The sequence below is a fragment of the Bosea sp. ANAM02 genome, assembly GCF_011764485.1.
Lineage (GTDB): Bacteria > Pseudomonadota > Alphaproteobacteria > Rhizobiales > Beijerinckiaceae > Allobosea.
On the sequence record NZ_AP022848.1, the window covers coordinates 3,267,836 to 3,288,233 of the forward strand.

Below are 20,398 nucleotides of genomic sequence, written 5' to 3' on the forward strand. Positions count from 1 at the left end.
ATGGAACCAGGCGTCATTCCCGGCAAGTCGCGAAGCGGCGCAGACCCGGAAGGGCGGCTTGATTCAGGGCCAAATCAGCAGGCTCCAAGCATCCGGCTGCCGGCTCTCGACGAAACAGGAAAAAAAGCACTGCCGAAGCTGCTTGACCTGGCTTCGGCAGTGCAAGCCGATACACGCCTGTGGCCTTGAAGCCCTCTGGCGTTTTCCCACTCTGGCCTCCCCGCCAAATTTCGGCATCCCCCAAATGGGAGGTTCCTACGGCTGCGCGAAAGCGCCGGCAGGGACAACGCGCCGCCGCCCAGCCTCAGCGGGGCCCGGCGGCGCTCTTCAGCAGCCCCACCAGATCGGCCTGCCGGCGCGTGCCGGTCTTGGCGAGAATGCGTTTCAGGGTCGTGCGCGCCGTGGCCTCGGTCACGCCGAGACGCAACGCCGCATCGCGCGGCGGGTGGCCGCCGGCGATGACCGCGGCCAGCCGTGCCTCGGCCGGGGTCAGGTCGAACAGGCCGGCGATCAGGCCGGCATCCGGCCCCGCGCCCGCCGTGATCGGCGTGGCGACGATGATGGCACCGGCAAAGGAGAAGATATCGCGAGCCCGGCCACGCACCGGCGCGACATGCACGACCATGGGGCTGGCGCCGCGCCAGGCCGGGATCGGGACGGAGCGGACGGGCTGAGGCAGGTCAGCCCGCGAGAATCCGGCGATCACATTGGCCAGCATGTCGTCGGCCGGCGCATAGGCCAAAGCGAGGCGTGCTGCGCGATCGAGGAAGACACCGGGCATCAGGTCCTGGAACAGGGCGTTGGCGTCGAGCACATGGCCGCGCAGGCCGAGAACCGCGGCCGGCAGCCCCATCAGTTCGAGCGCCTGAGATGCGGCCCGCGCGCGCTCCATCGCCAGGCGGCGCCCGAGCAACCCGGCGCGGGCGAAATGCGGCCGCAGGCGATCGAGAGCAGCGATGGCCTGCCCATCCACGGTTCCTTCCGCAAATGAACGCTCGCAATGGACGATCGTGGTGTCGCCGGTCGGTGCGGTCATCACCGTCGCGACGCCCGAACCATATCCGGCCGGGATGAGGATATCCTGATAGACCGGCTCCCGCGCGATCTCGTCACGGCTGAAGACATCGTCGTCTGTGATGAAGCCGAGCCGGCCATGCGCGAGCAGGCGCTGCGCCCGCTCGTTGACCGCGAACGGGATCCGGCGCAGCACCTCCTCGTAGCCCTCGGTGAATTCGGGCGAAGAGCCGACCAGCCGCGCTTCGTCGTGCAGCACGGTTCCGAGCAAAGCCTCGCGGCAACTGGCGATGCGGGCCGTGTCGCGGAGCACGGCAGGCCAGGCCTCGGGGACGATCGCGGCCTCGTAGATGCCGTCGATCAACGCGTTCTCGAACTCGCTGCCCGTCACGTCGCTCTCTCTCGCAGAACAACCAACCTATCCCGCACGACGCGAAAATGTCTCGTCAAAAGACAGGCCCTGATTGATGCCGCAACGCGTTCGCGGCCGGAAGGTTCAGCCTTCCGGCAGGCCAAGCATGAGGCGGATGTTCTGCACGGCGGCGCCGGACGCTCCCTTGCCGAGATTGTCGAGCCGCGCGACCAGAACCGCCTGGCCGAGATCGTCCTGCCCGAACACGGTGAGCTCCAGCTTGTTGGTGTCGTTCAGCGCCTCCGGCTCGATCTTGCCGTTCCGGCCGTCCTGCGGAAGCACGCTGACATAGGTCGAGCCGGCATAGCGCTCGGCCAGCGCGTGATGGAGATCGGCGACGCTCGGGCGCCCCGGCAGCGTGTCGAGATGCAGCGGCACCGATACCAGCATGCCCTGCCGGAAATTGCCGACGGAGGGTACGAAGATCGGCCGCCGGGTCAGCCGGGCATAGGCCTGCAATTCGGGCAGGTGCTTGTGACGCAGCCCAAGGCCGTAAAGCTCGAAGGCCGGCGCGACGCCGGTCTCGAAATCCTCGATCATCGACTTGCCGCCGCCGGAATAGCCGGAGACGGCATTGACCGTGACGGGGTGGTCCTGCGCCATCAGCCCGGCATCGACGAGCGGCCGCAGCAGCGCGATCGCGCCCGTCGGATAGCAACCAGGATTGGCGACACGGTTCGCGCCGGCGATCTTCTCGGCATGGCCGGGCTCCAGCTCGGCAAAGCCATAGACCCAGCCCGGCGCGACGCGATGGGCGGTCGCGGCATCGACGATCTTGGGCGCGTCAGAGCCGAGCTGATCGGCCAGCGCGACCGATTCCTTGGCGGCCTCGTCGGGCAGGCAGAGCACGACGAGATCGACGATCGCCATCATGTCCTTACGGGCAGCTGGGTCCTTGCGCTTGTCGGGGTCGATGCTCTTGACCGCGACCTCCGGCACCGCCGCCAGGCGCTCGCGGATGCCGAGGCCGGTCGTGCCGGCTTCGCCGTCGATGAAGATGGTTTTCAGGTTCTGGCTCATCGGGACCCCCGGTGGCTGGGCAGGCGAGTTGGCTAAAGGCATAAAAAAACCGCGCTCGATGGCGCGGTCGCGGGCGTTCGGACGTCAGCCGAGCGTCATCGCGGGCGCGCCGGGGCGGCCTGGACAGGGCGACGTCGGATGAAGCTCGTCATCATGACCCGTATATGTTCGCAAGGCGAGCGGCTGTCAATCTCGCGCAACCGCATCCGCTGCCGGAAGCCTGGCCGCCGGCTCGTAACGCCCCTCCAGCCGGTTGGCATGCCGGTGCAGCAGACGCCAGCCGCCGCCCTCGAAGCGGAAGACATGGGTGACGCGATTGGTCCAGCGCGTCGGTGCGGCGCCCGGCGCCATCGCGACCTCGAAGGTCTCGATATCGGTGACCAGCGTGATGGGATCGCCGACAACGGTGGTGACGTTCTCGTGCGAAACGGTGCCGCCTTTGAACTGCTCGGCCGCCCAGTCCCAACGCCGGGAGACCGCTTCCCAGCCCTTCTCATAGCCGCCCCAGCCATAGAAGCTCGTCGCTTCCTCGCTATGCGAATAGAGCGCCTTGATCGCCCGCACATCGCCCTGGGCGACATCGGCCAGGGCGCGGCGCAGCGCAGCCAGCGCGGCGGGGAAGCTTTCGGCGGAGGCTGCCGTCATCGCAGGCCCTTTCTGTCGGCCACCAGACCAGAAACGGAATCAAACAAAAGACTTCGGAAGGAAACTTCGCAAGTTGATTCCGCTCCCTCACAGATCGATTCAACGTCCCCGCTTTAACGCCAGCCCCTGGATGTGATGCTGGACGATGGTCGAGGCGGCGATTGCCGTGATGTCGGCATGGTCGTAGGGCGGCGAGACCTCGACCACGTCCATGCCGCGGATATCGAGATCACGCAGAGCCCAGAGAAGGCGCAGCGCCTGATCGGCGGTGAAGCCGCCCGAAACCGGGGTGCCGGTGCCCGGCGCGAAGGCGGGATCGAGCACATCGATGTCGAAGGTGAGATAGGCGGCGCCCTCCCCGACCCGCTCGCGGATGCGCCTTGCCGTGCCGGCGACGCCGAGCTCCTGCACCTCATAGGCGTCGATGATGGCGATGCCGCAGTCGCGCGGCGCCACCGTGCGGATGCCGACCTGGATCGAACGCTCGACATCGATCAGGCCTTCTCGCACCGCTTCCAGCACGAAGCTGCCATGGCCGATGCCGCCCGGACCGTCGTCCCAGGTATCCTGATGAGCGTCGAACTGAATCAGCGCCAGCTTGCCGTGGCGGGCGACATGGGCGCGCAGCAGCGGGAGGGTCACGAAATGATCGCCACCGAGCGTGACGAGATGGGCGCCGGCGGCAAGGATGCCGGCAGCTTCGACTTGAATCGCGCGGGCGCAGCCCTGGAGATCGCCGCGCGGCAGGGCGCAGTCGCCATAGTCGACGGCTGAAAGCCGGGCGAAGGGGTCAATGCCCGATGGATATTGCGGGTCGCCGTCGAAGATCGCGCTGGCGCGGCGGATCGCCTGAGGGCCGAAGCGCGTACCCGGCCGGTTGGTGACCGAGAGATCGAAGGGCACGCCCCAGATCACCAGATCGGCGCCCGCGACGTCCTTGCCGTAGCGGCGACGCATGAAGGAGAGCGCGCCGGCATAGGTCGGATCGGCTGCGCCGCCGCGCCTGTCGCCGGTGAAGGCATGGTCGATCGGCGGCTTGTCGGAGGCTTCGGTCATCAGCGTCTCGGGTCGTCAGCGGCGCGCGGTAAACCAGACATAGAGGCACCAGGGCAGGATCAGCGCGAACGCGGTCAGTACCAGCCGCAGCATCGTCCAGGCATTGGGATTGTTGAGCGCGCGGCCGTCGAGCTCCGGAACGCCATGGATGAAGCCTAGCGCAATGGCCGGCGCGAGGAAGATCACCAGCGCCCGGCCGATGCGCCGCCCGCGCGGCAGCTCCTCCCGCGCCAGCATCAGCAGGGCCGGTACCGCGATCATGCCGAAAGCGATCAGGACGAGAAGGACGCGCATGGGGTTCCGAGCGAGGTGTCGACTGAAACGACTATATGTCCTGTCTCAACCGCGCCGTCATCCCGGGCGACCGAAGGGAGACCCGGGATCCATGCCGGAGCGCTTCCGGCGCAGGTTCAGGCATGGATCCCGGATCGGCGCCGCTTCGCGGCTTGTCCGGGATGACGGCGCGGTTGGAGGGAGAGGAGTGGAAGTTACCGCCCGCCGCTGACCTTCAGGATGATGCCGGTCGTGTAGCTCGATGCTTCCGAGAGCAGGAACAGCACAGCCTCGGCGATCTCGTCGGCGGTCGCGGCGCGCTTCAGCGGGATCAGCGGCGCGATCCGCGCGACGCGGCCGGCCTCGCCGGTCGAGAGCGCGTGGATCTCGGTCTCGGTGATGCCGGGTGCCACCGCGTTCACGCGGATGCCGTGCCCGGCCAGTTCCTTGGCGAGGCCGATGGTGAGGGAATCGACCGCGCCCTTCGAGGCCGCGTACCAGACATATTCGCCGGGCGAGCCCAGCTCCGCCGCCACGGAGGAGATGTTGACGATCGCCCTGCCCTCCACCCCCGGGTTGGCGATGAGCGCGCGCGCTGCCTCGCGGGCGACGAGGATCGCGCCGGTGACGTTGACGTCGATGCAATCGCGGATGATCGCGGCGTCGGTCTCGACGAGCAGCCCCGACCTGCCGGTGATGCCGGCATTGTTGACGACATGCGTCAGCGGCCCCAGCGCCGTCCTCGCCTCCGCGAAGACGCGGATGATGTCGGCTTCATCAACCATGTCGCCCTGAAGCGCCACGGCCTTGGCGCCCTTCCCCTCGCAGGCCGCGACGACTTCGGCCGCCGCCTTGGCGTTGCTCTGGTAGTTCACCGCGACATCGTAGCCGCGCCCGGCCGCCATGATGCAGGTCGCGGCACCGATACCGCGGCTGCCGCCGGTGACGAGAAGAACAGGGCGGGTCATGGCGGGCTCCTTCGGCAGAATGCAGTCCTCATCCAGAGGAGCCGCGCCAGCGGCGTCTCGGAAGATGCTCCAGAAGGTTCCGGAGTTTCCCGAAATGTCCTTCGAGACGCAGCCTTCGGCTACTCCTCGGGATGAGGGCTGAGACAGACAGAAAGGCAATAGAAACGAAAAGGGCGGCTCTTGCGAGCCGCCCTTCCGCATACCGGCAATCCCGGAAACGATCAGCGCTTCGAGAACTGGAAGCTGCGGCGGGCCTTGGCCTTGCCGAACTTCTTACGCTCGACGACACGCGAGTCGCGGGTCAGGAAGCCTTCCTTCTTGAGCGGGCCGCGCAGCTCGGGCTCGTAATGCGTCAGAGCCTTGGAGATGCCGTGGCGCACCGCGCCGGCCTGGCCGGAGAGACCGCCGCCCTTGACCGAGACGACGACGTCATACTGCGTCATGCGGTCGACGAGCTGGAGCGGCTGCGCCAGCACGAGGCGCAGCACCGGGCGCGCGAAATAGATCTCCTGGTCGCGGCCGTTGACGGTGACCTTGCCGGAACCCGGCTTGATCCAGACGCGGGCGATGGCGTTCTTGCGCTTGCCGGTGGCATAGGCGCGGCCCTGGGCGTCGACCTTCTTGACGTGGACCGGAGCTTCCGGCTGAGCGGGCTTGGCGACGTCGCCAAGCTGGGAGAGAGACTGCAGAACTTCAGCCACGGTCAGACCCTCTTGTTCTTGCTGTTGAGCGCGGCGACGTCGAGCGCCTCCGGCGACTGGGCAGCGTGCGGATGCTCCGCGCCCTTGTAGACGCGCAGGTTGCCGAGGATCTGGCGGAAGAGCGGGCCGCGCGGCAGCATGCGCTCGACAGCCTTCTCGACGACGCGCTCAGGGAAGCGGCCTTCCAGGATGAACTTGGCCGAACGCTCCTTGATGCCACCCGGGAAACCCGTGTGGTGGTAGTAGTTCTTCTGCTCGCGCTTGCGGCCGGTCAGGGAGACCTTCTCGGCGTTGATCACGATGACATTGTCGCCGCAGTCGACATGGGGGGTGTAGGCGGCCTTGTGCTTGCCGCGCAGACGCATCGCCACAACGGAGGCGAGACGGCCGACGACGAGCCCGGAGGCGTCGATCACAACCCACTTCTTTTCGACATCGGCGGGCTTGAGCGAGACGGTGGTCTTCATCGCGGTACCCTTCGGTTGCGTAAAAAAGGACAAGCCGCCGGAGAGCCCGGCGGCGGTGTGGCGTCGGGATAGGGGCAAGGACGCCGGCTGTCAAGCATCAAGATCGGCGCTCGAAAGCCAAAAATGTCGATTTTTCAATCGCCTGAGAAAAACGGTATCAGGATACCGCATCTTTCCTGCCGTCATGCTCGGGCTTGACCCGAGCATCTCTGGAAGGAGGGACGCCCTATCCTGCACGAGATTCTCGGGTCAAGCCCGAGAATGACGCCGATTGGTCCGCTCTCAGCGCTCGGCCGGGATCGAATAGGTCCCGGTCGCGTGGCAGACCATCTCCGCCTCGCCCTGCGAATAGAGGCAGACCTCGCCGACCGCGAGCCGCTTGCCGAGCTTGAGCAGCCTGGACTCGCCGATCAGCGCCGCCTGGCCGGGCTTGCGCAGGAAGTTGAAATTGAGGCTCGTCGTCACCGCGAGGCCGACCGGGCCGATCTGGGCCAGGATCGCCGCATAGAGCGCGAGATCGGCCAGCGCCATCATGGTCGGGCCGGAGATCGTGCCGCCGGGACGCAGATGCTTCTCGTGATAGTCGCAGCGCATCCGGGCCGTCATCGGCCCGACCTCCTCGATGAAATAGGTGCGCCCGCCATGGTGGAGCTGGGGGAAGACCTGATCGAGATAGGCATCGATCTCGGAGGCGCTCATGCGAGTCGTCATGCGGAAAACCGAAGGCTGAGGCGGGACTTCTCCCCTTGCAGCATGGCCGGCTGGCCCCGACAATAGGCGGAATTGCGGAAGGGGAGCACGATGAACGCCCATCACAAGCCGGAGGCCGCGCCCGTGCTGCTGCGCGAGGATGCGCAGGGCGTCGCGACGCTGACGCTGAACCGTCCGCAGACGCGCAACCCGCTGAGCGAGGCGATGCTGGCGGCGCTGAGCCAGACCTTCACCGCCATCGCTGCCGATCGCGCGATCAAGGTCGTCATCCTGACCGCTGCAGGGCCGGTGTTCAGCGCGGGGCACGACCTCAAGGAGATGACCGCCCGTCGCGCCGATGCCGACCGGGGCCGCGACTATTTCACGGATATCCTCGGGCGCTGCTCGACCATGATGCAGCAGATCACCGCCCTGCCCCAGCCGGTGATCGCGGCGATCGAGGGCACGGCGACGGCCGCCGGTTGCCAGCTCGTCGCGAGCTGCGACCTCGCGATCGCGGGCGGGGCCGCGCGGTTCTGTACGCCGGGCGTCCATATCGGGCTGTTCTGCTCGACGCCGATGGTGGCGCTCTCGCGCAATCTCTCGGCCAAGCACGCGCTGGAGATGCTGCTGCTCGGCGAGATGGTGCCGGCCGATGAAGCGGCCCGGATAGGTCTCGTCAATCGTGTCGTGCCCGCCGGCGATGCATTGGCGGAGGCACGACGGCTCGCCGCGATCATCGCCTCGAAATCGCCGGCGACGATCAAGATCGGCAAGCGCGCCTTCTACGAGCAGCGCGAAATGGGGCTGAAGGCGGCCTATGACCATGCCTCGGCCGTGATGGTCGAGAACATGCTCGCGCGCGACGCCGAGGAGGGCATCGGCGCCTTCGTGGAAAAGCGCGCGCCGGTGTGGGGAGAAACATAACCACCTCCGTGTCATCCCGGGCGACCGGAGGGAGACCCGGGATCCATGCCGGAACCTTTGCCGGAAGCGCTCCGGAATGGATCCCGGATCTCCGCTTCGCTGCGTCCGGGATGACGGCGCGGCTGCCGCATCCTATATCGGTCCTGCGCTTTCCCTGCCGCCGAGCCCAGCCTCATGACCCACGACGCCTATCCCGACAGCCTGATCCGCGACATCCTGAAATCCGTGAAGCGGATCGCGCTGGTCGGCGCCTCCGCCAACGAGGCACGGCCGAGCTGGATCGTGACCAAGTACCTCATCGACCGCGGCTATGACGTCATCCCGGTCAATCCCGGCCTCGCCGGCCAGACGATCCTCGGCAAGACGGTCTATGCCGCGCTCAGGGACATCCCCGGCCCGGTCGACATGGTCGAGATCTTCCGCAACTCGGAAGCGGCCGGCCCGATCACCGACGAGGCGCTGGCGCTCGACCCGCTGCCCAAGGTGATCTGGATGCAGTTGTCGGTGCGCAATGACGCGGCCGCGGCGCGGGCCGAGGCGAAGGGCGTCACCGTCATCATGAACCGCTGCCCGAAGATCGAATACGGCCGGCTGTCGGGCGAGATCGGCTGGCAGGGCATCAATTCGCGCATCCTCTCGGCCAAGAGGCCGGTGCTCGCCGGCAAGGGCTTCCAGAAGCTGACGATCAACCGGCCGGGGACGTAAAGCCCGCTTCAAATTCCTTCAGCCCTCATCCTGAGGAGCGCCGCAGGCGCGTCTCGAAGGATGTTTCAGGGGGGCCGGAAGTATCTGGAGCGTCCTTCGAGACGCCGCTTCGCGGCTCCTCAGGACGAGGGCTCGGTTCTTTAGAATGAGCGCCGCCTCCCGAATTGACGCCTCGCCAACCGTTCGTTAAATCGAACGATCCGTTTTCGACGTCAGATTGTCAGGGAGCAGCCATGACCGACCGCGCACCGGGTTTCAGCACACTCGCCATCCATGCCGGAGCGGCCCCCGACGCGGCGACGGGCGCACGCGCCACGCCGATCTACCAGACAACCTCCTTCGTCTTCGACGACGTCGACCACGCCGCCTCGCTGTTCGGTCTGCAGGCCTTCGGCAACATCTATACGCGCATCGGCAATCCAACCAATGCGGTGCTGGAAGAGCGCGTCGCGGCGCTCGAAGGCGGCACGGCGGCGCTCGCCGTCGCCTCCGGCCATGCGGCCGAGTTCCTCTGCTTCCACGCCCTGCTGCAGCCGGGCGACGAGTTCGTCGCGGCGCGCAAGCTCTATGGCGGCTCGATCAACCAGTTCAACCATTCCTACAAGAGCTTCGGCTGGAACGTGATCTGGGCCGATCCGGACGATGTCGAGGGCTTCGCCGCCGCCGTGACGCCGAAGACCAAGGCGATCTTCATCGAGTCCATCGCCAATCCGGGCGGCGTCATCGTCGACATCGCGGCGATCAGCGCCATCGCGAAAAAGCACAACATCCCGCTCATCGTCGACAACACGATGGCCTCGCCCTATCTGCTGCGCCCGTTCGAGCACGGCGCCGACATCGTCGTGCATTCGGCAACGAAGTTCCTGGGCGGCCATGGCAACTCGATCGGCGGCCTGATCGTCGACGGCGGCTCGTTCAACTGGGTCGGCGACGACCGCTATCCGATGCTCTCCAAGCCACGGCCGGAATATAACGGCATGGTGCTGGGCGAGACCTTCGGCAATTTCGCCTTCGCGATCGCGACGCGCGTGCTCGGCTTGCGCGATCTCGGCCCGGCGCTCTCGCCCTTCAATGCCTTCATGCTGCTGACCGGCATCGAGACGTTGCCCCTGCGCATGCAGAGGCATTGCGACTCGACGCAGAAGGTCGCCGAGCATCTCGCCAAGCATCCGGCGGTCGAGTGGGTCAGCTATCCCGGCCTGCCCGGCGACAAGTATCAGGAGCTTGCCAGGCGCTATACGCCGAAGGGCGCCGGCGCGGTCTTCACCTTCGGGCTCAAGGGCGGCTACGACGCTGGCGTCAAGCTGGTCTCGAACCTCAAGCTGTTCTCGCATCTCGCCAATATCGGCGACACCCGCTCGCTGGTGATCCACCCCGCCTCGACCACCCATCGCCAGCTTACCGACGAGCAGAAGATCGCGTCGGGTGCCGGGCCGCAGGTGGTCCGCCTCTCGATCGGGCTCGAGGATGTCGAGGACCTGATCGCGGATCTGGATCAGGCGCTGGCCTGAGCTCGTGCGTCATTCTCGGGTTTGACCCGAGAATCTCATGATCGAGGAGGCGCCGGAAACGGCGCCTTTTTTCGTTGGAACACCCCGACTGTCATTCCGGGGCACGCCGCAGGCGTGAGCCCGGAATCCAGAGCCGACGCCGTCATGGATTTGAGGCGACCGCCCAACCGTGTTCTTTATGAAAGCGGCATCGGTTCTGGATTCCGGGCTCTTCGCTGCGCGAAGCCTCGGAATGACAAAGTGCGGAGCGCCGCTTCGCCTTACGTCCTTGCCGCCTGTTCAGTGCGCGTAACGTGGACCACGCCCATCGCCAGCACGGCAAAGCCGAGCGCCTGATGGCCCAGCCCGGCCCAGAGCGGCACGACCAGCAGCAGCGTGACGATGCCGAGCGCCGATTGCGCCAGCACCAGCCCGGCGATTGCGGTCGCGCGCCTGGCACTGCCCGATCCCGGCGCGGCGCGGCGCAGCCTCAGCACATTCCACAAGGCGACGGCGAAGAGGATGTAGGCACCGAGGCGGTGGTTGAACTGCACCAGCGCGACATTGTCGACGAAGTTCTCCCAGAACGGCGTCTGGGCGAAGAGCTGCGAGCCCGGCGGCACCAGCGCGCCGTCCATCAGCGGCCAGGTGTTGAAGGTGAAGCCGGCCTTCGAGCCGGCGACGAGCCCGCCGAGCGCGACCTGCACGAAGAGCAGCAGCAGGAGCAGCCATGCGGTCGCCCTGCCCCGTGCCGGCTCGATCCGGCGCAACGGGGTCAATGTCGTCGCGAAAGCCACGACCGAAGCGAAGAACAGGCCGGCGAAGGTGAGATGCAGCGTCAGCTTGACCGGCGCGACGGCGATCATGCCGGGCTCAAGGCCCGAAGCGACCATGATCCAGCCGATCGCGCCCTGCAGGCCGAGCAGCAGGCCCATGCCGAACAGCGTCGCGACCTGCGGGACCGGCAGCAGGCGGCGCAGCGCGACGACGAGGAAACCGGCGAGATAGATCAGGCCGATGAAGCGGCCGAGCTGGCGATGACCCCATTCCCACCAGTAGATGAACTGGAACTGGCCCAGGCTCATGCCTTCGTTGAGAAGCTGGTATTGCGGGCTCGCGCGGTATTTGCCGAATTCCTCGGCCCAGACCTCGGCCGAGAGCGGCGGCATCGCCCCCGTAATCGGCTTCCATTCGGTGATCGAGAGGCCGGAGCCGGTGAGCCGCGTCGCACCGCCGACGACCACCATCAGGAAGACGAGCCCGGCCACGATCCAGAGCCAGCGGCGAATGCCGGCATGATCGGCCCTGGCGTCGGCGCGGGTCTGGTCAAGGGCGAGGGTCACGGGCGGGCTTTCGGTCGCAGGCGGGGATCTTTGGGCGCGCATCGCTTCACAAGCGCGCTCGCCGATGACATAGACCCGTCGCTCCGGCACGACAACGCCCGCATTGCCGCAGCAGCCCAGCTCGCTCGGTGGAGAGCCCGATGAAACAACGCAACCGCAAGCTGATCGGGACCGTGCTGATCCTCGTCTTCGTCTGCGTCTATGCGCTCGTCGCGATGGCGCTGGCACAAGGGCGGATCACCGAGGCGCCGAAGCTGGTGCAGACCGTCGCCTATATCGCGCTCGGCCTCGCCTGGGTGCTGCCGCTGCTGCCGCTGATCAAGTGGATGGAGCGCAAGGACGAGACATAAACTGCCCATCCCTCAGAGCATAAAATTGTGAAAATCAAACCCTGTTTGCGCTTAAAAACAGGGTGAAAAACAAAGCTAGAAAAAAGAACTCAGCTACAATTGCATACAAGATACTTTTCCAACCACACCCAAACAAAAAAGAAATAATCAGAACGGCCGGAAAAGACCCTATAATTCCGTAAATTGATATGCCGACGAGCAATCCAAAAAAATTGTCCAACGAATCCCCCAAAGTTTGATTTTCAAAGTCAATCTACGCCCCGTTTCCGCCCCCTGCTCCGCAGCCAGAACGGCAGCCCGGACAGCAGCGCCCGCAGTGCCGCCTCGTTCTGGTGGAGGCCGTTGAGCGAGACGCGCGGCAGGGCGTGGAGATGGCCGGCGTGTTCGGAGAAGAGATGGCCCGGCCGAGTGGTCACCGCGCTCTCGAAGCCCGCCTCCGCGGCCAGCGCGAAATCGCGCGGCCCGGCCGAGCCGGGGTCGCCGACCGGATAGGCGAAATGGCGGATCGGGATAGCCAGTTCCGCCTCCAGTCGCGCCTTGCTCTCGGCGATCTCGCGGCGGGCGACATCGATGTCGTGCTTTGCCAGCATCGGATGCGTCAGGGTATGGGCGCCGATCGTCACGCCCGGCGCGCCCGAGAGAGCCCGCAGCGTCTCCCAGGGCAGGCATTCGCGCTCGACGAGGGCGACGGGGTCGATGCCGGCTTCTGCCGCGAGGGTGGAAATCGCAGAGAGCAGAATCGCTTCCGGCGCGCGGCGCAGACGCCAGTAGAGCCTGGCGAAGGCGCGGTCCTTCTCGGCATCGCTTTCGGTCCGGGCGGTGAAGCGGCCGTCCGGCAAGGCGAGATCGATGCGCGGCAGCGCCCGGATCGCCTCCTCCAGCTCCAGCCACCAGAGCCGTGCCGTGCGGTCGGCGAAGCCCGGCGTCACGAATAGCGTCCAGGGCGCCTCGTGTTTCGCGAGGATCGGCCAGGCCTGCTCGACATTGTCGCGATAGCCGTCATCGAAGGTCAGCGCGACGAAGAAGCGGCCGGGCTTCGGATTGCGCAAACGGGCCAATGCCTCCTGCAGCGAGACGATATCGTAGCCGTCGGCCCGGATAAGACCGAGCGCGCGATCGAGAAAACCCGGCGTGACATCGAGCAGCGCGTTCGGCGCGAAGCCGCGCGTCTTCGCCGCCCGGACATGGTGCAGGGTCAGGATCACGCCCTGCCCTTGCGCGAAGCTTCGGCTCCAGCGATCGGCCCCCGTCGCCGCCATCATCCGGAATGCGGCCGCGATGGCCTTGTGACGCGCGTTCATGGCAGCCAAATGCGAGCGTCCTCTTGCAACCACCCGCTAACTCTGTCGCACGATCGCGCCGCCGGGCCGCGCCAATGTGGCCGACCCGTTCACAATGACGGGTTAAGGAGACGCCATCTGTCCGCTCGCCATGGGCGAAGGAACCATGCCTGCTGCCATCGCTTCGACACCGGCCATGCCCGACACGCTCGCCACTGGTCGTGTGCCATCGCGCCCGTGGGCTTCGATCGCAATCGAGACCGACATCGTCGCTCTCGCCGAGAGATGGCGTGCCTTCGAGGCAACCGCGCTGGCGACGCCCTATCAGGGCTATGACTGGATCAGGCCCTTCGTCGAGACGGTCGGCGCCGCTGATGAGATGGTCCTGCGCTACGCGCTGGTGAAGGGCGCGGATGGCGAGCTCTGCGCATTGCTGCCGCTCGTCATCACCAAGCGCAGCGGTTTCAGATTCGCCGAGTTCATCGGCGGCAAGCATGCGAACTATCATATGGGGCTCTATGCCCCGGATTTCGCCGCGCAACTCGACGCGGCGCAGACGACACGCATGCTGACCGAGATCGGCGCGGCCATCGGCGGCCTCGATGCCTTCGTCTTCGTCAACCAGCCGGTCATCTGGCAAGGCGTCGGCAACCCCGCCGCGCTGCTCGCCGCCGGCCCGAGCCCGAGCCGCGCCTACAAGCTCGCCCTGATCGCCGGCGACGGCGATGCGACGCTCAAGCGCTCGATGAGCAGCCATGCGCGCAAGAAGCTCAAGAACAAGCATAGCCGTTTCAATGATTTCGGGCCGTCGGTGCTGACGCGGGCGGCGACTCCCGCAGAAGCTGCGCGAATCATCGACGCATTCCTGGCGCAGAAGGCGGAGCGCTTCCGCGCTATGGGCGTGCCGGACCCCTTCGCCGAACCGGCGGTGCGCGCCTTCCTGGAGCGCGGGGCGATGGGGGATGGATCGGCGCGCCCCGCGATCGAGCTTTACGCGCTCGATCTCGACGGGCAGGCAGTCGCAACCTATGTCGGCGCGACCCAGGGCAAGCGCTTCTCAGGCATGGCGACGTCGTTCGACATGGCCAGCGAAACCGTCAAGACCAGCCCCGGCGAGCTGCTGCTGGCCGAACTGATCCGGCTGAAGGCCCGCGAGGGCGTCGCCGTCTTCGACCTCGGCGTCGGCGAAGCCCGCTACAAGACGACCTTCTGCGACGATCACGACGACCTCGTCGACAGCTTCCTGCCCTTGACCCTGAAGGGCCGCGTCTTCGCGCGGATCGCCCGGACGAAGCGCGAATTGAAGCGGCGGATCAAGCGCTCGCCGACGGCGTTGAAATTCGCTCATCGGGCTTCGGGCTGGCTTCGAGGCAAGCGTTCCGAGGACGAGTAAGTATGATCTTGCGCGGGAACGCGCCGTCATCGGAGGCTGACGAAGGGTCCCAGCCCACGCTCCCTCCACGTGATGCTCTTCCAGTCCGTCATGCTCGCCCTTCTGGCGAGCACCCACGTCTCGACCACCGCACGACATGAAAGAAAACGTGGATGGTCGGGGCAAGCCCGACCATGACGATCTAGAGTATCGGACTGAATATCGTATTCAGTCCGATACTCTAGCTCTTTGACCTTGCATCGGCTTTTCCCGAAAACCGCGTTCCACTTTTCGGGCCGATGCTCTATGCAACGAACCATCAGCTCGCGCCGGGTGTTCAGGCGCCGACCGGCATCTCCGAGCGCTGGACCGGGGGCATCGGCACGCCGCCCTCGGCATCGAGGATCAGCGTGACCGGCGCTTCGGTGAGCTCGCTCAGGCGATAGGCGGTCTCCAGCGCATGGCCGTTGCCGACCTGCCCGCTCATCACGAGCCCCGCCTGGGCCCGTCGGGCGATCGGCGCCAGCACCGAGCCGTCGTCGTTCGAGGCCGCCGCGACCAGCACCCAGTCATAGGTCTCGCAGAGCGCATCGAGCGCGACGTCTACGAGATCGGGCGCGGCCAGCACCGCCTCGCGCCCGGCGCGCCCGGCACCGATGCGGTGCAGCCGCGAGCCCGGCGCCCGCATGATGATGTCGGAGAACAGGGCCTCGCCGGCGAGGAGCTCGGAGAAACCGGCTTCTCCGACGGCCTGATCGGAGGAGAGGTCGACGAACACGCAGCGGCAGCGCTGTGCCAGGAGCTCGGCGAGGTCGCGCGGTCTTGCCGCCTCGTCGCCGGCGCCGTCCAGCACCAGGGCAAGCGGCGCCATGCCGCGCGCCGGCTCGCGGGTGCGCTCGGCGATCTCGGCCAGCGTCAGTTCAGGCTGGTCGAGGTCGAGCCGGGTCTGGCCGAGCTTTCCGGCATGGGTCAGCAGGCCGGCGACGCGCGCCTGACGCGGCGCACCGGGTACCGGAGCGGGCCCCTCCGTCTCCTCCTCCGAGGAATTGGCCGAGACCCAGCGCGGGCCGCGCGGGGCGTCCGGCAAGGGGCGGCCCTGGCCGTTGAGCAATTCGCGGGTCACGATCGTTGCCAGCGCGATCAGGAAGGTCGCGAGCGTCGAGACCAGCATCACCGGGATCTTCTTCGGGAAGGAAGGCTCGGTCGGCTCGACCGCACGCGAAATGATGCGGGCGTCGGCCGGCGTCGCGTTCATCGTGTCGCGTGCGACCGCCTCGCGATAGCGCTGCATGTATTGCTCGAGCTGCTCGCGCAGCGTGCGGGCCTCGCGCTCCAGCGCGCGCAACTGCACTTCGCTGTCATTGGCGCTGGAGACGTTCTTCTTCTGGCCGTCGAGCGCGGCCTGGAAGCTCTCGACGCGCTGGCCGGCGATCTTGGCCTCGTTCTCCAGCGTGCGCACCGTGCGCTCGGCGGCGGCGCGGAGCTGGCCTTCAAGGTCGAGCAACTGGGCGTTGAGCTCCTTGATCCGCGGATGTTCCGGGAGGAGGCTGCGTGATTCCGCGGCGATCTGGGCGCGCAGGTTGACGCGCTGCTCGATCAGGCGGCGGACGAGATCGTTGTTGGCGACGTCCGGGATCTCGAAGGTGCGGCCCTGCTTGATGGCATCGCGGATCAGGCCGGCCTTGGCCTGCGACTCGGCCTGCTGGCTACGAGCCGCCGAGAGTTGCGCCGACAGATCGGTGAGCTGCTGCGAGGTGATGGTGGTGTTGTTCGGGCCGGAGAACAGACCGTTCTTCGAGCGATAGTCCTCGACCTTGGCCTCGGCTTCGGCGACGCGCTTGCGCAAGGGCTCGATCGTGGTCGAGAGCCAGTTCGAGGCGCTGCGGGCGTTCTCCTGCTTCGCCTGCTCCTGGAATTCCAGATAGGTCTCGGCGATGGTGTTGGCGGCCTTGGCCGCGAGAGCGGCATCGCTCGAAGTGAACTCGACGGAGACGATGCGCGAACGAGCGACGGGGAAGACCAGCAAACGGTCGTAGTACTTTTCAAGGACGCGCTCTTCGGGGGAGCGGTCGGCCGGATGGCCGCCGAGCCCGATCATGACGGCGAGCTTGCGGATAGCGCTGAGCGCCCCGACGCCGGAATCGAACTCGGCATTGCCGACGAGCCCGATCCGCTTCACCGCCTCACGCGCCAGGTCGCGCGACATGATGATCTGGACCTGGCTCTGCACCGCCTCGGAATCGAACTGGCCGCCATCGGCCACGGCCTGTCCCGGCAGCGCGTAGAAGCCGCTGCGGCTTTCGAGCAGCAGCTTGGCTTCGCCGGTATAGCGCGGCGTCACGACATTCACCGCGACGAAGGACAGCCCGAGGGCGGCGAGCGTCGGCGCGATGATCCAGAACTTGCGGCGCTTGATCGCCGCCCAGAGGGCGGAGAGATCGAGCATGTCGCCCCGGCCTTCACCGGCGCCGCGCGCATCAATCCCAGCTTGAGCGGTCATGGGCCCACCTATCGACGCAAAACTCTCGCCCCGTGGACGGGACGCGGGCGACATTGAACACGCGGTAAGGTTATCGCGGGGTAAATGCCGGCGCGGAGGCCCCCTCGCTCCTGCCCGTGCGACCGCCAACCCGCGCTGAAAATCGCCAACCCGAGGCGCTCCGGCTTCCCGCCCTCCCCGAAGCAGACCCGCGCTTTCGGCCCTGACATCGACGGCACGTCGCTTCCGATCTCGCCCGAGATTCCACTCGCTCGAGCGGGCATCCCGCGCCGTAACAGGGCCGCACTTCGTAAACGGCAATCAGGCCATCCGACCCGGAGCACGCGCCTCGACAGCGCGAAATCGGCAATTTCGACGCGAGATGCCCGGCGCCCGTTAAGGAAGGTGAACGATCCGTTAACGCCATTCTGAACGGCGGCTTCATCCGCCCTTCAGCGAGAACAGCGAATCTCGATTCGTTCGATCAAACGTGTCGCCATGATCGGGCCGCTGCCGACTGCAGCTACCCCCACAGCCTAGCAGTCGGCAGCGTTTTCGCGCTCCCCCTCCCCTCCAGATCACCCGTGGCCGCGCCGCCATTTAGCCTGCCGGCATCGGCGGGAAGCCTTTGTTAACCATATCGCGCCTAAAGATCGGGCCAGTTCTGCACGGGTAAGCCAGTGATGAGTCGACGCCTCGCCTCTCTCGCCTTGGCCGCCGCCATGACTGCGGGAGCCTGCGCGCCCCGCTATCCGGCGGCGGACTATGCGCTCGCCGAGCCGGCCGGTCCCTACCGGCTCGCCAGCGGCGACCGGCTGCGCATCATCGTCTTCGGGCAGGACAATCTCTCCAACATCTATGCCGTCGACGGCGCCGGCCGCATCGCGATGCCGCTGATCAACACGGTGGAAGCCCAGGGCCGTACGACGCAGCAGCTCGCCCAGGCGATCGAAGCCAAGCTGCGCGGCGGCTATCTGCGCGAGCCCAAGGTTTCCGTCGAGGTCGACACCTACCGCCCCTTCTTCGTGCTCGGCGAGGTCACCCAGTCCGGCCAGTTCCCCTATGTGAACGGCATGACCGTGCAGACCGCGGTCGCGATCGCCGGCGGCTTCACGCCGCGCGGGCAGCGCTCCTCGGCCGAAGTCACGCGCCAGATCGACGGGCAGACCGTGACCGCGACCGTGCCGATCACCTATCCGGTGCAGCCCGGCGACACGATCGTCATCAAGGAACGCTGGTTCTGAGACCGCGGCGCGCCCGATGACGGACAGTCTCGCCTCCCGCCCGCTGAAGATCCTGCATGTTTTCCGCGCGCCGCTCGGCGGGCTGTTCCGGCACGTCCTCGACGTGGCGCGCGGGCAGATCGAGCGCGGTCACCATGTCGGCATCTTCTGCGATTCGAGCACCGGCGGCACACGGGCCGACGCGGTCTTCAGCGAACTCGAGGGCCGGTTGACGCTGGGCGTCACGCGGGTGCCGATGTCGCGCTACCCGAACACCACCGACCTCAAGGCCCAGATCTCCGAGGTATCGCTGCGCCGCCGCCGCCTGCCCGATGTCGTGCATTGCCACGGCTCGAAGGGCGGGGTCTATGGCCGCATCCCCGCGCTGTTTTCGCCCGGCCGGCGCTATGTAACCGCCTATACGCCCCATGGCGGCAGCTTCAACTACAAGCCGGGCGGCGTGGAGCATAAGGTCTATATGAGCGTCGAACGCCTGCTCGAAGGCGCGACCGACATGTTCCTGTTCGAGAGCCGTTTCATCGCGGGTCGCTTCGAGGCCCATATCGGCCATCGCCCGCGCACCGACCACCGGATCGTGCTCAACGGCGTCTCCGATGCGGAATTCGAGCCGATCGACCACAGCGCCGCCGAATTCGACCTGCTCTATCTGGGCGAGCTGCGTTCGGCCAAGGGCGTCGACACGCTGATCGACGCGCTCTCGCTGCTGCGCCGCCGCGACAACCTGACGCCGCGCATCCTCATCGTCGGCTCGGGGCCGGACGAAGCGGAGCTGAAGCAGATGACGCGCGAGCGCGGCATCGCCGACCAGTGCGTCTTCGAGCCGCCGGCGCCGATCCGGAAGGCCCTGGCCCGCGCGCGGGCCATGGTGATCCCGTCGCGGGCGGAGTCCCTGCCCTATGTCATCCTGGAAGCGGCCGCGGCCGCGCAGCCGCTGATCTCGACCGATGTCGGCGGCATCGGCGAAATCTACGGCCCCGGCCATCGCCAGCGCCTGATCCCGGCGAACGACCCGACGATCCTCGCGGGAGCGATCAAGGCCATGATCGAGACGCCCGAGGCCGAGCGCCTCGCCCAGGCGGCGGACCTCGCCGGCCATGTCCGGCAGAATTTCCGCCTGGACGACATGGTCGACGGCGTCATCGCTGGCTACCGCGACGCGCTGAAGGCGCGCGGCATCGCCTGATACCTGCGCGTCAGACCATCTTGAGCGCGACCACGCCGCCGACCACGAGCAGGATGCCGAGCCAGCCCGCCGGCCTGATGCGCTGGCCGAAGACCAGCGCGCCGATGATCGCGGTGATCACCAGCCCCGCCCCGCCCCAGACGGCATAGGCGACGGAGAGATCCATGCCCTCGATCGCCTTGGCGAGCGCCGCGAAGGCGCCCATGACGAGGACGACGCCGCCGGCGCCCGTCGCACGGCGGGTCATGCCGTCCGAGAGCTTGAGCAGATAGGTGCCGCCGATCTCGAGCGTGACGGCGAGCACGAGCCAGAGGAATGGCACGGCCTGCGCGACCGAGGCGTTCACGCGAGCCTCCCGTCACCCTCGCTGCGATCCTGCCCCACTCCGTTCTCGATGAGCAGGATGCCGGCCAGGATCGCGGCGAGCCCCGCCGCGCGCGCGGCGGTGAGGTGTTCGCCGAAGAGCACATGACCGAGCACCGCGATGCCGACGATGCCGAGCCCTTCCCAGACGGCATAGGCGACCGCCATCGGGATGACGCGCAGCGCGATGCTGAGCAGGATGAAGGAGAAGCCGATCAGGATCAGCGGCAAGGTGCCGACGAGCCATGAGGTGGAGACGGCCGACTTCAGCGCGGCCGTCGCGACGATCTCGACGGCGATGGCCGCGAGCAGAACCAACCAATGAAAAGACATGTTGCACACGGGCGAAGCCGGCGCTGGACGCCGCGGGTGCGACGCAGGGACAGCCAAGCAATCGTTAGAGTTTAAAATCGATA

The 20,398-nt window shown here is 66.9% G+C and carries 21 protein-coding genes; 7 read left to right on the forward strand and 14 right to left on the reverse strand.

Annotation, left to right across the window (positions count from 1 at the left end):
• Positions 1 to 304: 304 nt before the first annotated feature.
• The 9 genes from OCUBac02_RS15660 to OCUBac02_RS15700 form a co-directional block, all read right to left on the reverse strand.
• The gene (locus OCUBac02_RS15660; RefSeq protein WP_173046868.1) at positions 305 to 1,405 is read right to left on the reverse strand and encodes a helix-turn-helix transcriptional regulator; all 1,101 of its coding nucleotides are present in this window, start codon (positions 1,403 to 1,405) and stop codon (positions 305 to 307) included.
• Positions 1,406 to 1,510: 105 nt separating this feature from the next.
• Positions 1,511 to 2,446, reverse strand: a complete 936-nt coding sequence (gene argC, locus OCUBac02_RS15665) for an N-acetyl-gamma-glutamyl-phosphate reductase (RefSeq protein ID WP_244638955.1) — start codon at positions 2,444 to 2,446, stop codon at positions 1,511 to 1,513.
• 186 nt (positions 2,447 to 2,632) lie between these two features.
• Positions 2,633 to 3,091 (reverse strand): YybH family protein, encoded by a 459-nt coding sequence (locus tag OCUBac02_RS15670; protein WP_173046872.1) that lies wholly within the window; start codon positions 3,089 to 3,091, stop codon positions 2,633 to 2,635.
• 99 nt (positions 3,092 to 3,190) lie between these two features.
• Positions 3,191 to 4,147 (reverse strand): agmatinase, encoded by a 957-nt coding sequence (gene speB / locus OCUBac02_RS15675; protein WP_173046874.1) that lies wholly within the window; start codon positions 4,145 to 4,147, stop codon positions 3,191 to 3,193.
• Positions 4,148 to 4,162: 15 nt separating this feature from the next.
• Positions 4,163 to 4,441 carry a hypothetical protein gene (locus OCUBac02_RS15680; protein ID WP_173046876.1) on the reverse strand — a complete coding sequence of 93 codons (279 nt, stop codon included), beginning with the start codon at positions 4,439 to 4,441 and terminating at the stop codon, positions 4,163 to 4,165.
• A 194-nt stretch (positions 4,442 to 4,635) separates the two neighbouring features.
• A complete protein-coding gene (locus tag OCUBac02_RS15685; RefSeq protein ID WP_173046878.1) occupies positions 4,636 to 5,388 on the reverse strand; it encodes an SDR family oxidoreductase in 753 nt (250 codons plus the stop codon).
• A 221-nt stretch (positions 5,389 to 5,609) separates the two neighbouring features.
• Positions 5,610 to 6,089 carry a 30S ribosomal protein S9 gene (rpsI, locus tag OCUBac02_RS15690; protein ID WP_047574120.1) on the reverse strand — a complete coding sequence of 160 codons (480 nt, stop codon included), beginning with the start codon at positions 6,087 to 6,089 and terminating at the stop codon, positions 5,610 to 5,612.
• A 2-nt stretch (positions 6,090 to 6,091) separates the two neighbouring features.
• Positions 6,092 to 6,556, reverse strand: coding sequence for a 50S ribosomal protein L13 (gene rplM, locus OCUBac02_RS15695; RefSeq protein WP_047574119.1), 465 nt, complete (start codon positions 6,554 to 6,556; stop codon positions 6,092 to 6,094).
• A 282-nt stretch (positions 6,557 to 6,838) separates the two neighbouring features.
• The gene (locus tag OCUBac02_RS15700) at positions 6,839 to 7,255 is read right to left on the reverse strand and encodes a PaaI family thioesterase (RefSeq protein WP_173046880.1); all 417 of its coding nucleotides are present in this window, start codon (positions 7,253 to 7,255) and stop codon (positions 6,839 to 6,841) included.
• A 102-nt stretch (positions 7,256 to 7,357) separates the two neighbouring features.
• Here OCUBac02_RS15700 and OCUBac02_RS15705 point away from each other — a divergent pair, with 102 nt between their 5' ends.
• From OCUBac02_RS15705 to OCUBac02_RS15715, 3 genes are all read left to right on the forward strand, one after another.
• On the forward strand, positions 7,358 to 8,173 hold the full coding sequence (locus OCUBac02_RS15705) for an enoyl-CoA hydratase (RefSeq protein ID WP_173046882.1): 816 nt from the start codon (positions 7,358 to 7,360) through the stop codon (positions 8,171 to 8,173).
• A gap of 174 nt (positions 8,174 to 8,347) precedes the next feature.
• A complete protein-coding gene (locus tag OCUBac02_RS15710) occupies positions 8,348 to 8,878 on the forward strand; it encodes a CoA-binding protein (RefSeq protein WP_173046884.1) in 531 nt (176 codons plus the stop codon).
• Positions 8,879 to 9,111: 233 nt separating this feature from the next.
• A complete protein-coding gene (locus OCUBac02_RS15715) occupies positions 9,112 to 10,389 on the forward strand; it encodes an O-acetylhomoserine aminocarboxypropyltransferase (RefSeq protein WP_173046886.1) in 1,278 nt (425 codons plus the stop codon).
• A 260-nt stretch (positions 10,390 to 10,649) separates the two neighbouring features.
• Here the strand turns inward: OCUBac02_RS15715 and OCUBac02_RS15720 are convergent, their stop codons facing one another.
• Entirely contained in the window at positions 10,650 to 11,753 is a 1,104-nt protein-coding gene (locus OCUBac02_RS15720) for a COX15/CtaA family protein (RefSeq protein ID WP_173046888.1), read from the reverse strand.
• Between the two features lie 98 nt (positions 11,754 to 11,851).
• Here OCUBac02_RS15720 and OCUBac02_RS15725 point away from each other — a divergent pair, with 98 nt between their 5' ends.
• Positions 11,852 to 12,061: a DUF2842 domain-containing protein gene (locus tag OCUBac02_RS15725; protein WP_173046890.1), complete on the forward strand. Its 210-nt coding sequence runs from the start codon at positions 11,852 to 11,854 to the stop codon at positions 12,059 to 12,061.
• Between the two features lie 248 nt (positions 12,062 to 12,309).
• Here OCUBac02_RS15725 and OCUBac02_RS15730 read toward each other — a convergent pair whose 3' ends face one another.
• Positions 12,310 to 13,371: a polysaccharide deacetylase family protein gene (locus OCUBac02_RS15730; protein WP_465247726.1), complete on the reverse strand. Its 1,062-nt coding sequence runs from the start codon at positions 13,369 to 13,371 to the stop codon at positions 12,310 to 12,312.
• Between the two features lie 136 nt (positions 13,372 to 13,507).
• Between OCUBac02_RS15730 and OCUBac02_RS15735 the strand changes: the two genes are divergently transcribed.
• A complete protein-coding gene (locus OCUBac02_RS15735) occupies positions 13,508 to 14,734 on the forward strand; it encodes a GNAT family N-acetyltransferase (protein WP_173046894.1) in 1,227 nt (408 codons plus the stop codon).
• Positions 14,735 to 15,050: 316 nt separating this feature from the next.
• Here OCUBac02_RS15735 and OCUBac02_RS15740 read toward each other — a convergent pair whose 3' ends face one another.
• The gene (locus tag OCUBac02_RS15740) at positions 15,051 to 17,213 is read right to left on the reverse strand and encodes a GumC family protein (protein ID WP_173046896.1); all 2,163 of its coding nucleotides are present in this window, start codon (positions 17,211 to 17,213) and stop codon (positions 15,051 to 15,053) included.
• 662 nt (positions 17,214 to 17,875) lie between these two features.
• Here OCUBac02_RS15740 and OCUBac02_RS15745 point away from each other — a divergent pair.
• The gene (locus tag OCUBac02_RS15745; protein WP_047579942.1) at positions 17,876 to 18,436 is read left to right on the forward strand and encodes a polysaccharide biosynthesis/export family protein; all 561 of its coding nucleotides are present in this window, start codon (positions 17,876 to 17,878) and stop codon (positions 18,434 to 18,436) included.
• Between the two features lie 16 nt (positions 18,437 to 18,452).
• Positions 18,453 to 19,619 (forward strand): glycosyltransferase, encoded by a 1,167-nt coding sequence (locus OCUBac02_RS15750; RefSeq protein WP_173046898.1) that lies wholly within the window; start codon positions 18,453 to 18,455, stop codon positions 19,617 to 19,619.
• A gap of 10 nt (positions 19,620 to 19,629) precedes the next feature.
• Here OCUBac02_RS15750 and OCUBac02_RS15755 read toward each other — a convergent pair whose 3' ends face one another.
• Both OCUBac02_RS15755 and OCUBac02_RS15760 read right to left on the reverse strand, forming a co-directional pair.
• Entirely contained in the window at positions 19,630 to 19,965 is a 336-nt protein-coding gene (locus tag OCUBac02_RS15755; RefSeq protein ID WP_197933273.1) for an SMR family transporter, read from the reverse strand.
• Positions 19,962 to 20,315, reverse strand: coding sequence for a DMT family transporter (locus tag OCUBac02_RS15760; RefSeq protein ID WP_173046900.1), 354 nt, complete (start codon positions 20,313 to 20,315; stop codon positions 19,962 to 19,964). Before OCUBac02_RS15760 ends, OCUBac02_RS15755 begins: the two co-directional genes overlap by 4 nt.
• Positions 20,316 to 20,398 lie beyond the last annotated feature (83 nt).

Excerpts from the sequence above, each read along its gene's own strand:
- OCUBac02_RS15735 (WP_173046894.1), top strand. The coding sequence starts at position 13,508 with ATGCCTGCTGCCATCGCTTCGACACCGGCCATGCCCGACACGCTCGCC.
- OCUBac02_RS15710 (WP_173046884.1), top strand. The coding sequence starts at position 8,348 with ATGACCCACGACGCCTATCCCGACAGCCTGATCCGCGACATCCTGAAA.
- speB (WP_173046874.1), bottom strand. The coding sequence starts at position 4,147 with ATGACCGAAGCCTCCGACAAGCCGCCGATCGACCATGCCTTCACCGGC.
- OCUBac02_RS15750 (WP_173046898.1), top strand. The coding sequence starts at position 18,453 with ATGACGGACAGTCTCGCCTCCCGCCCGCTGAAGATCCTGCATGTTTTC.
- OCUBac02_RS15685 (WP_173046878.1), bottom strand. The coding sequence starts at position 5,388 with ATGACCCGCCCTGTTCTTCTCGTCACCGGCGGCAGCCGCGGTATCGGT.
- OCUBac02_RS15745 (WP_047579942.1), top strand. The coding sequence starts at position 17,876 with ATGAGTCGACGCCTCGCCTCTCTCGCCTTGGCCGCCGCCATGACTGCG.
- OCUBac02_RS15705 (WP_173046882.1), top strand. The coding sequence starts at position 7,358 with ATGAACGCCCATCACAAGCCGGAGGCCGCGCCCGTGCTGCTGCGCGAG.
- rplM (WP_047574119.1), bottom strand. The coding sequence starts at position 6,556 with ATGAAGACCACCGTCTCGCTCAAGCCCGCCGATGTCGAAAAGAAGTGG.
- argC (WP_244638955.1), bottom strand. The coding sequence starts at position 2,446 with ATGAGCCAGAACCTGAAAACCATCTTCATCGACGGCGAAGCCGGCACG.
- OCUBac02_RS15725 (WP_173046890.1), top strand. The coding sequence starts at position 11,852 with ATGAAACAACGCAACCGCAAGCTGATCGGGACCGTGCTGATCCTCGTC.
- OCUBac02_RS15680 (WP_173046876.1), bottom strand. The coding sequence starts at position 4,441 with ATGCGCGTCCTTCTCGTCCTGATCGCTTTCGGCATGATCGCGGTACCG.
- OCUBac02_RS15740 (WP_173046896.1), bottom strand. The coding sequence starts at position 17,213 with ATGACCGCTCAAGCTGGGATTGATGCGCGCGGCGCCGGTGAAGGCCGG.
- OCUBac02_RS15715 (WP_173046886.1), top strand. The coding sequence starts at position 9,112 with ATGACCGACCGCGCACCGGGTTTCAGCACACTCGCCATCCATGCCGGA.
- OCUBac02_RS15760 (WP_173046900.1), bottom strand. The coding sequence starts at position 20,315 with ATGTCTTTTCATTGGTTGGTTCTGCTCGCGGCCATCGCCGTCGAGATC.
- OCUBac02_RS15700 (WP_173046880.1), bottom strand. The coding sequence starts at position 7,255 with ATGAGCGCCTCCGAGATCGATGCCTATCTCGATCAGGTCTTCCCCCAG.
- OCUBac02_RS15670 (WP_173046872.1), bottom strand. The coding sequence starts at position 3,091 with ATGACGGCAGCCTCCGCCGAAAGCTTCCCCGCCGCGCTGGCTGCGCTG.
- OCUBac02_RS15720 (WP_173046888.1), bottom strand. The coding sequence starts at position 11,753 with ATGCGCGCCCAAAGATCCCCGCCTGCGACCGAAAGCCCGCCCGTGACC.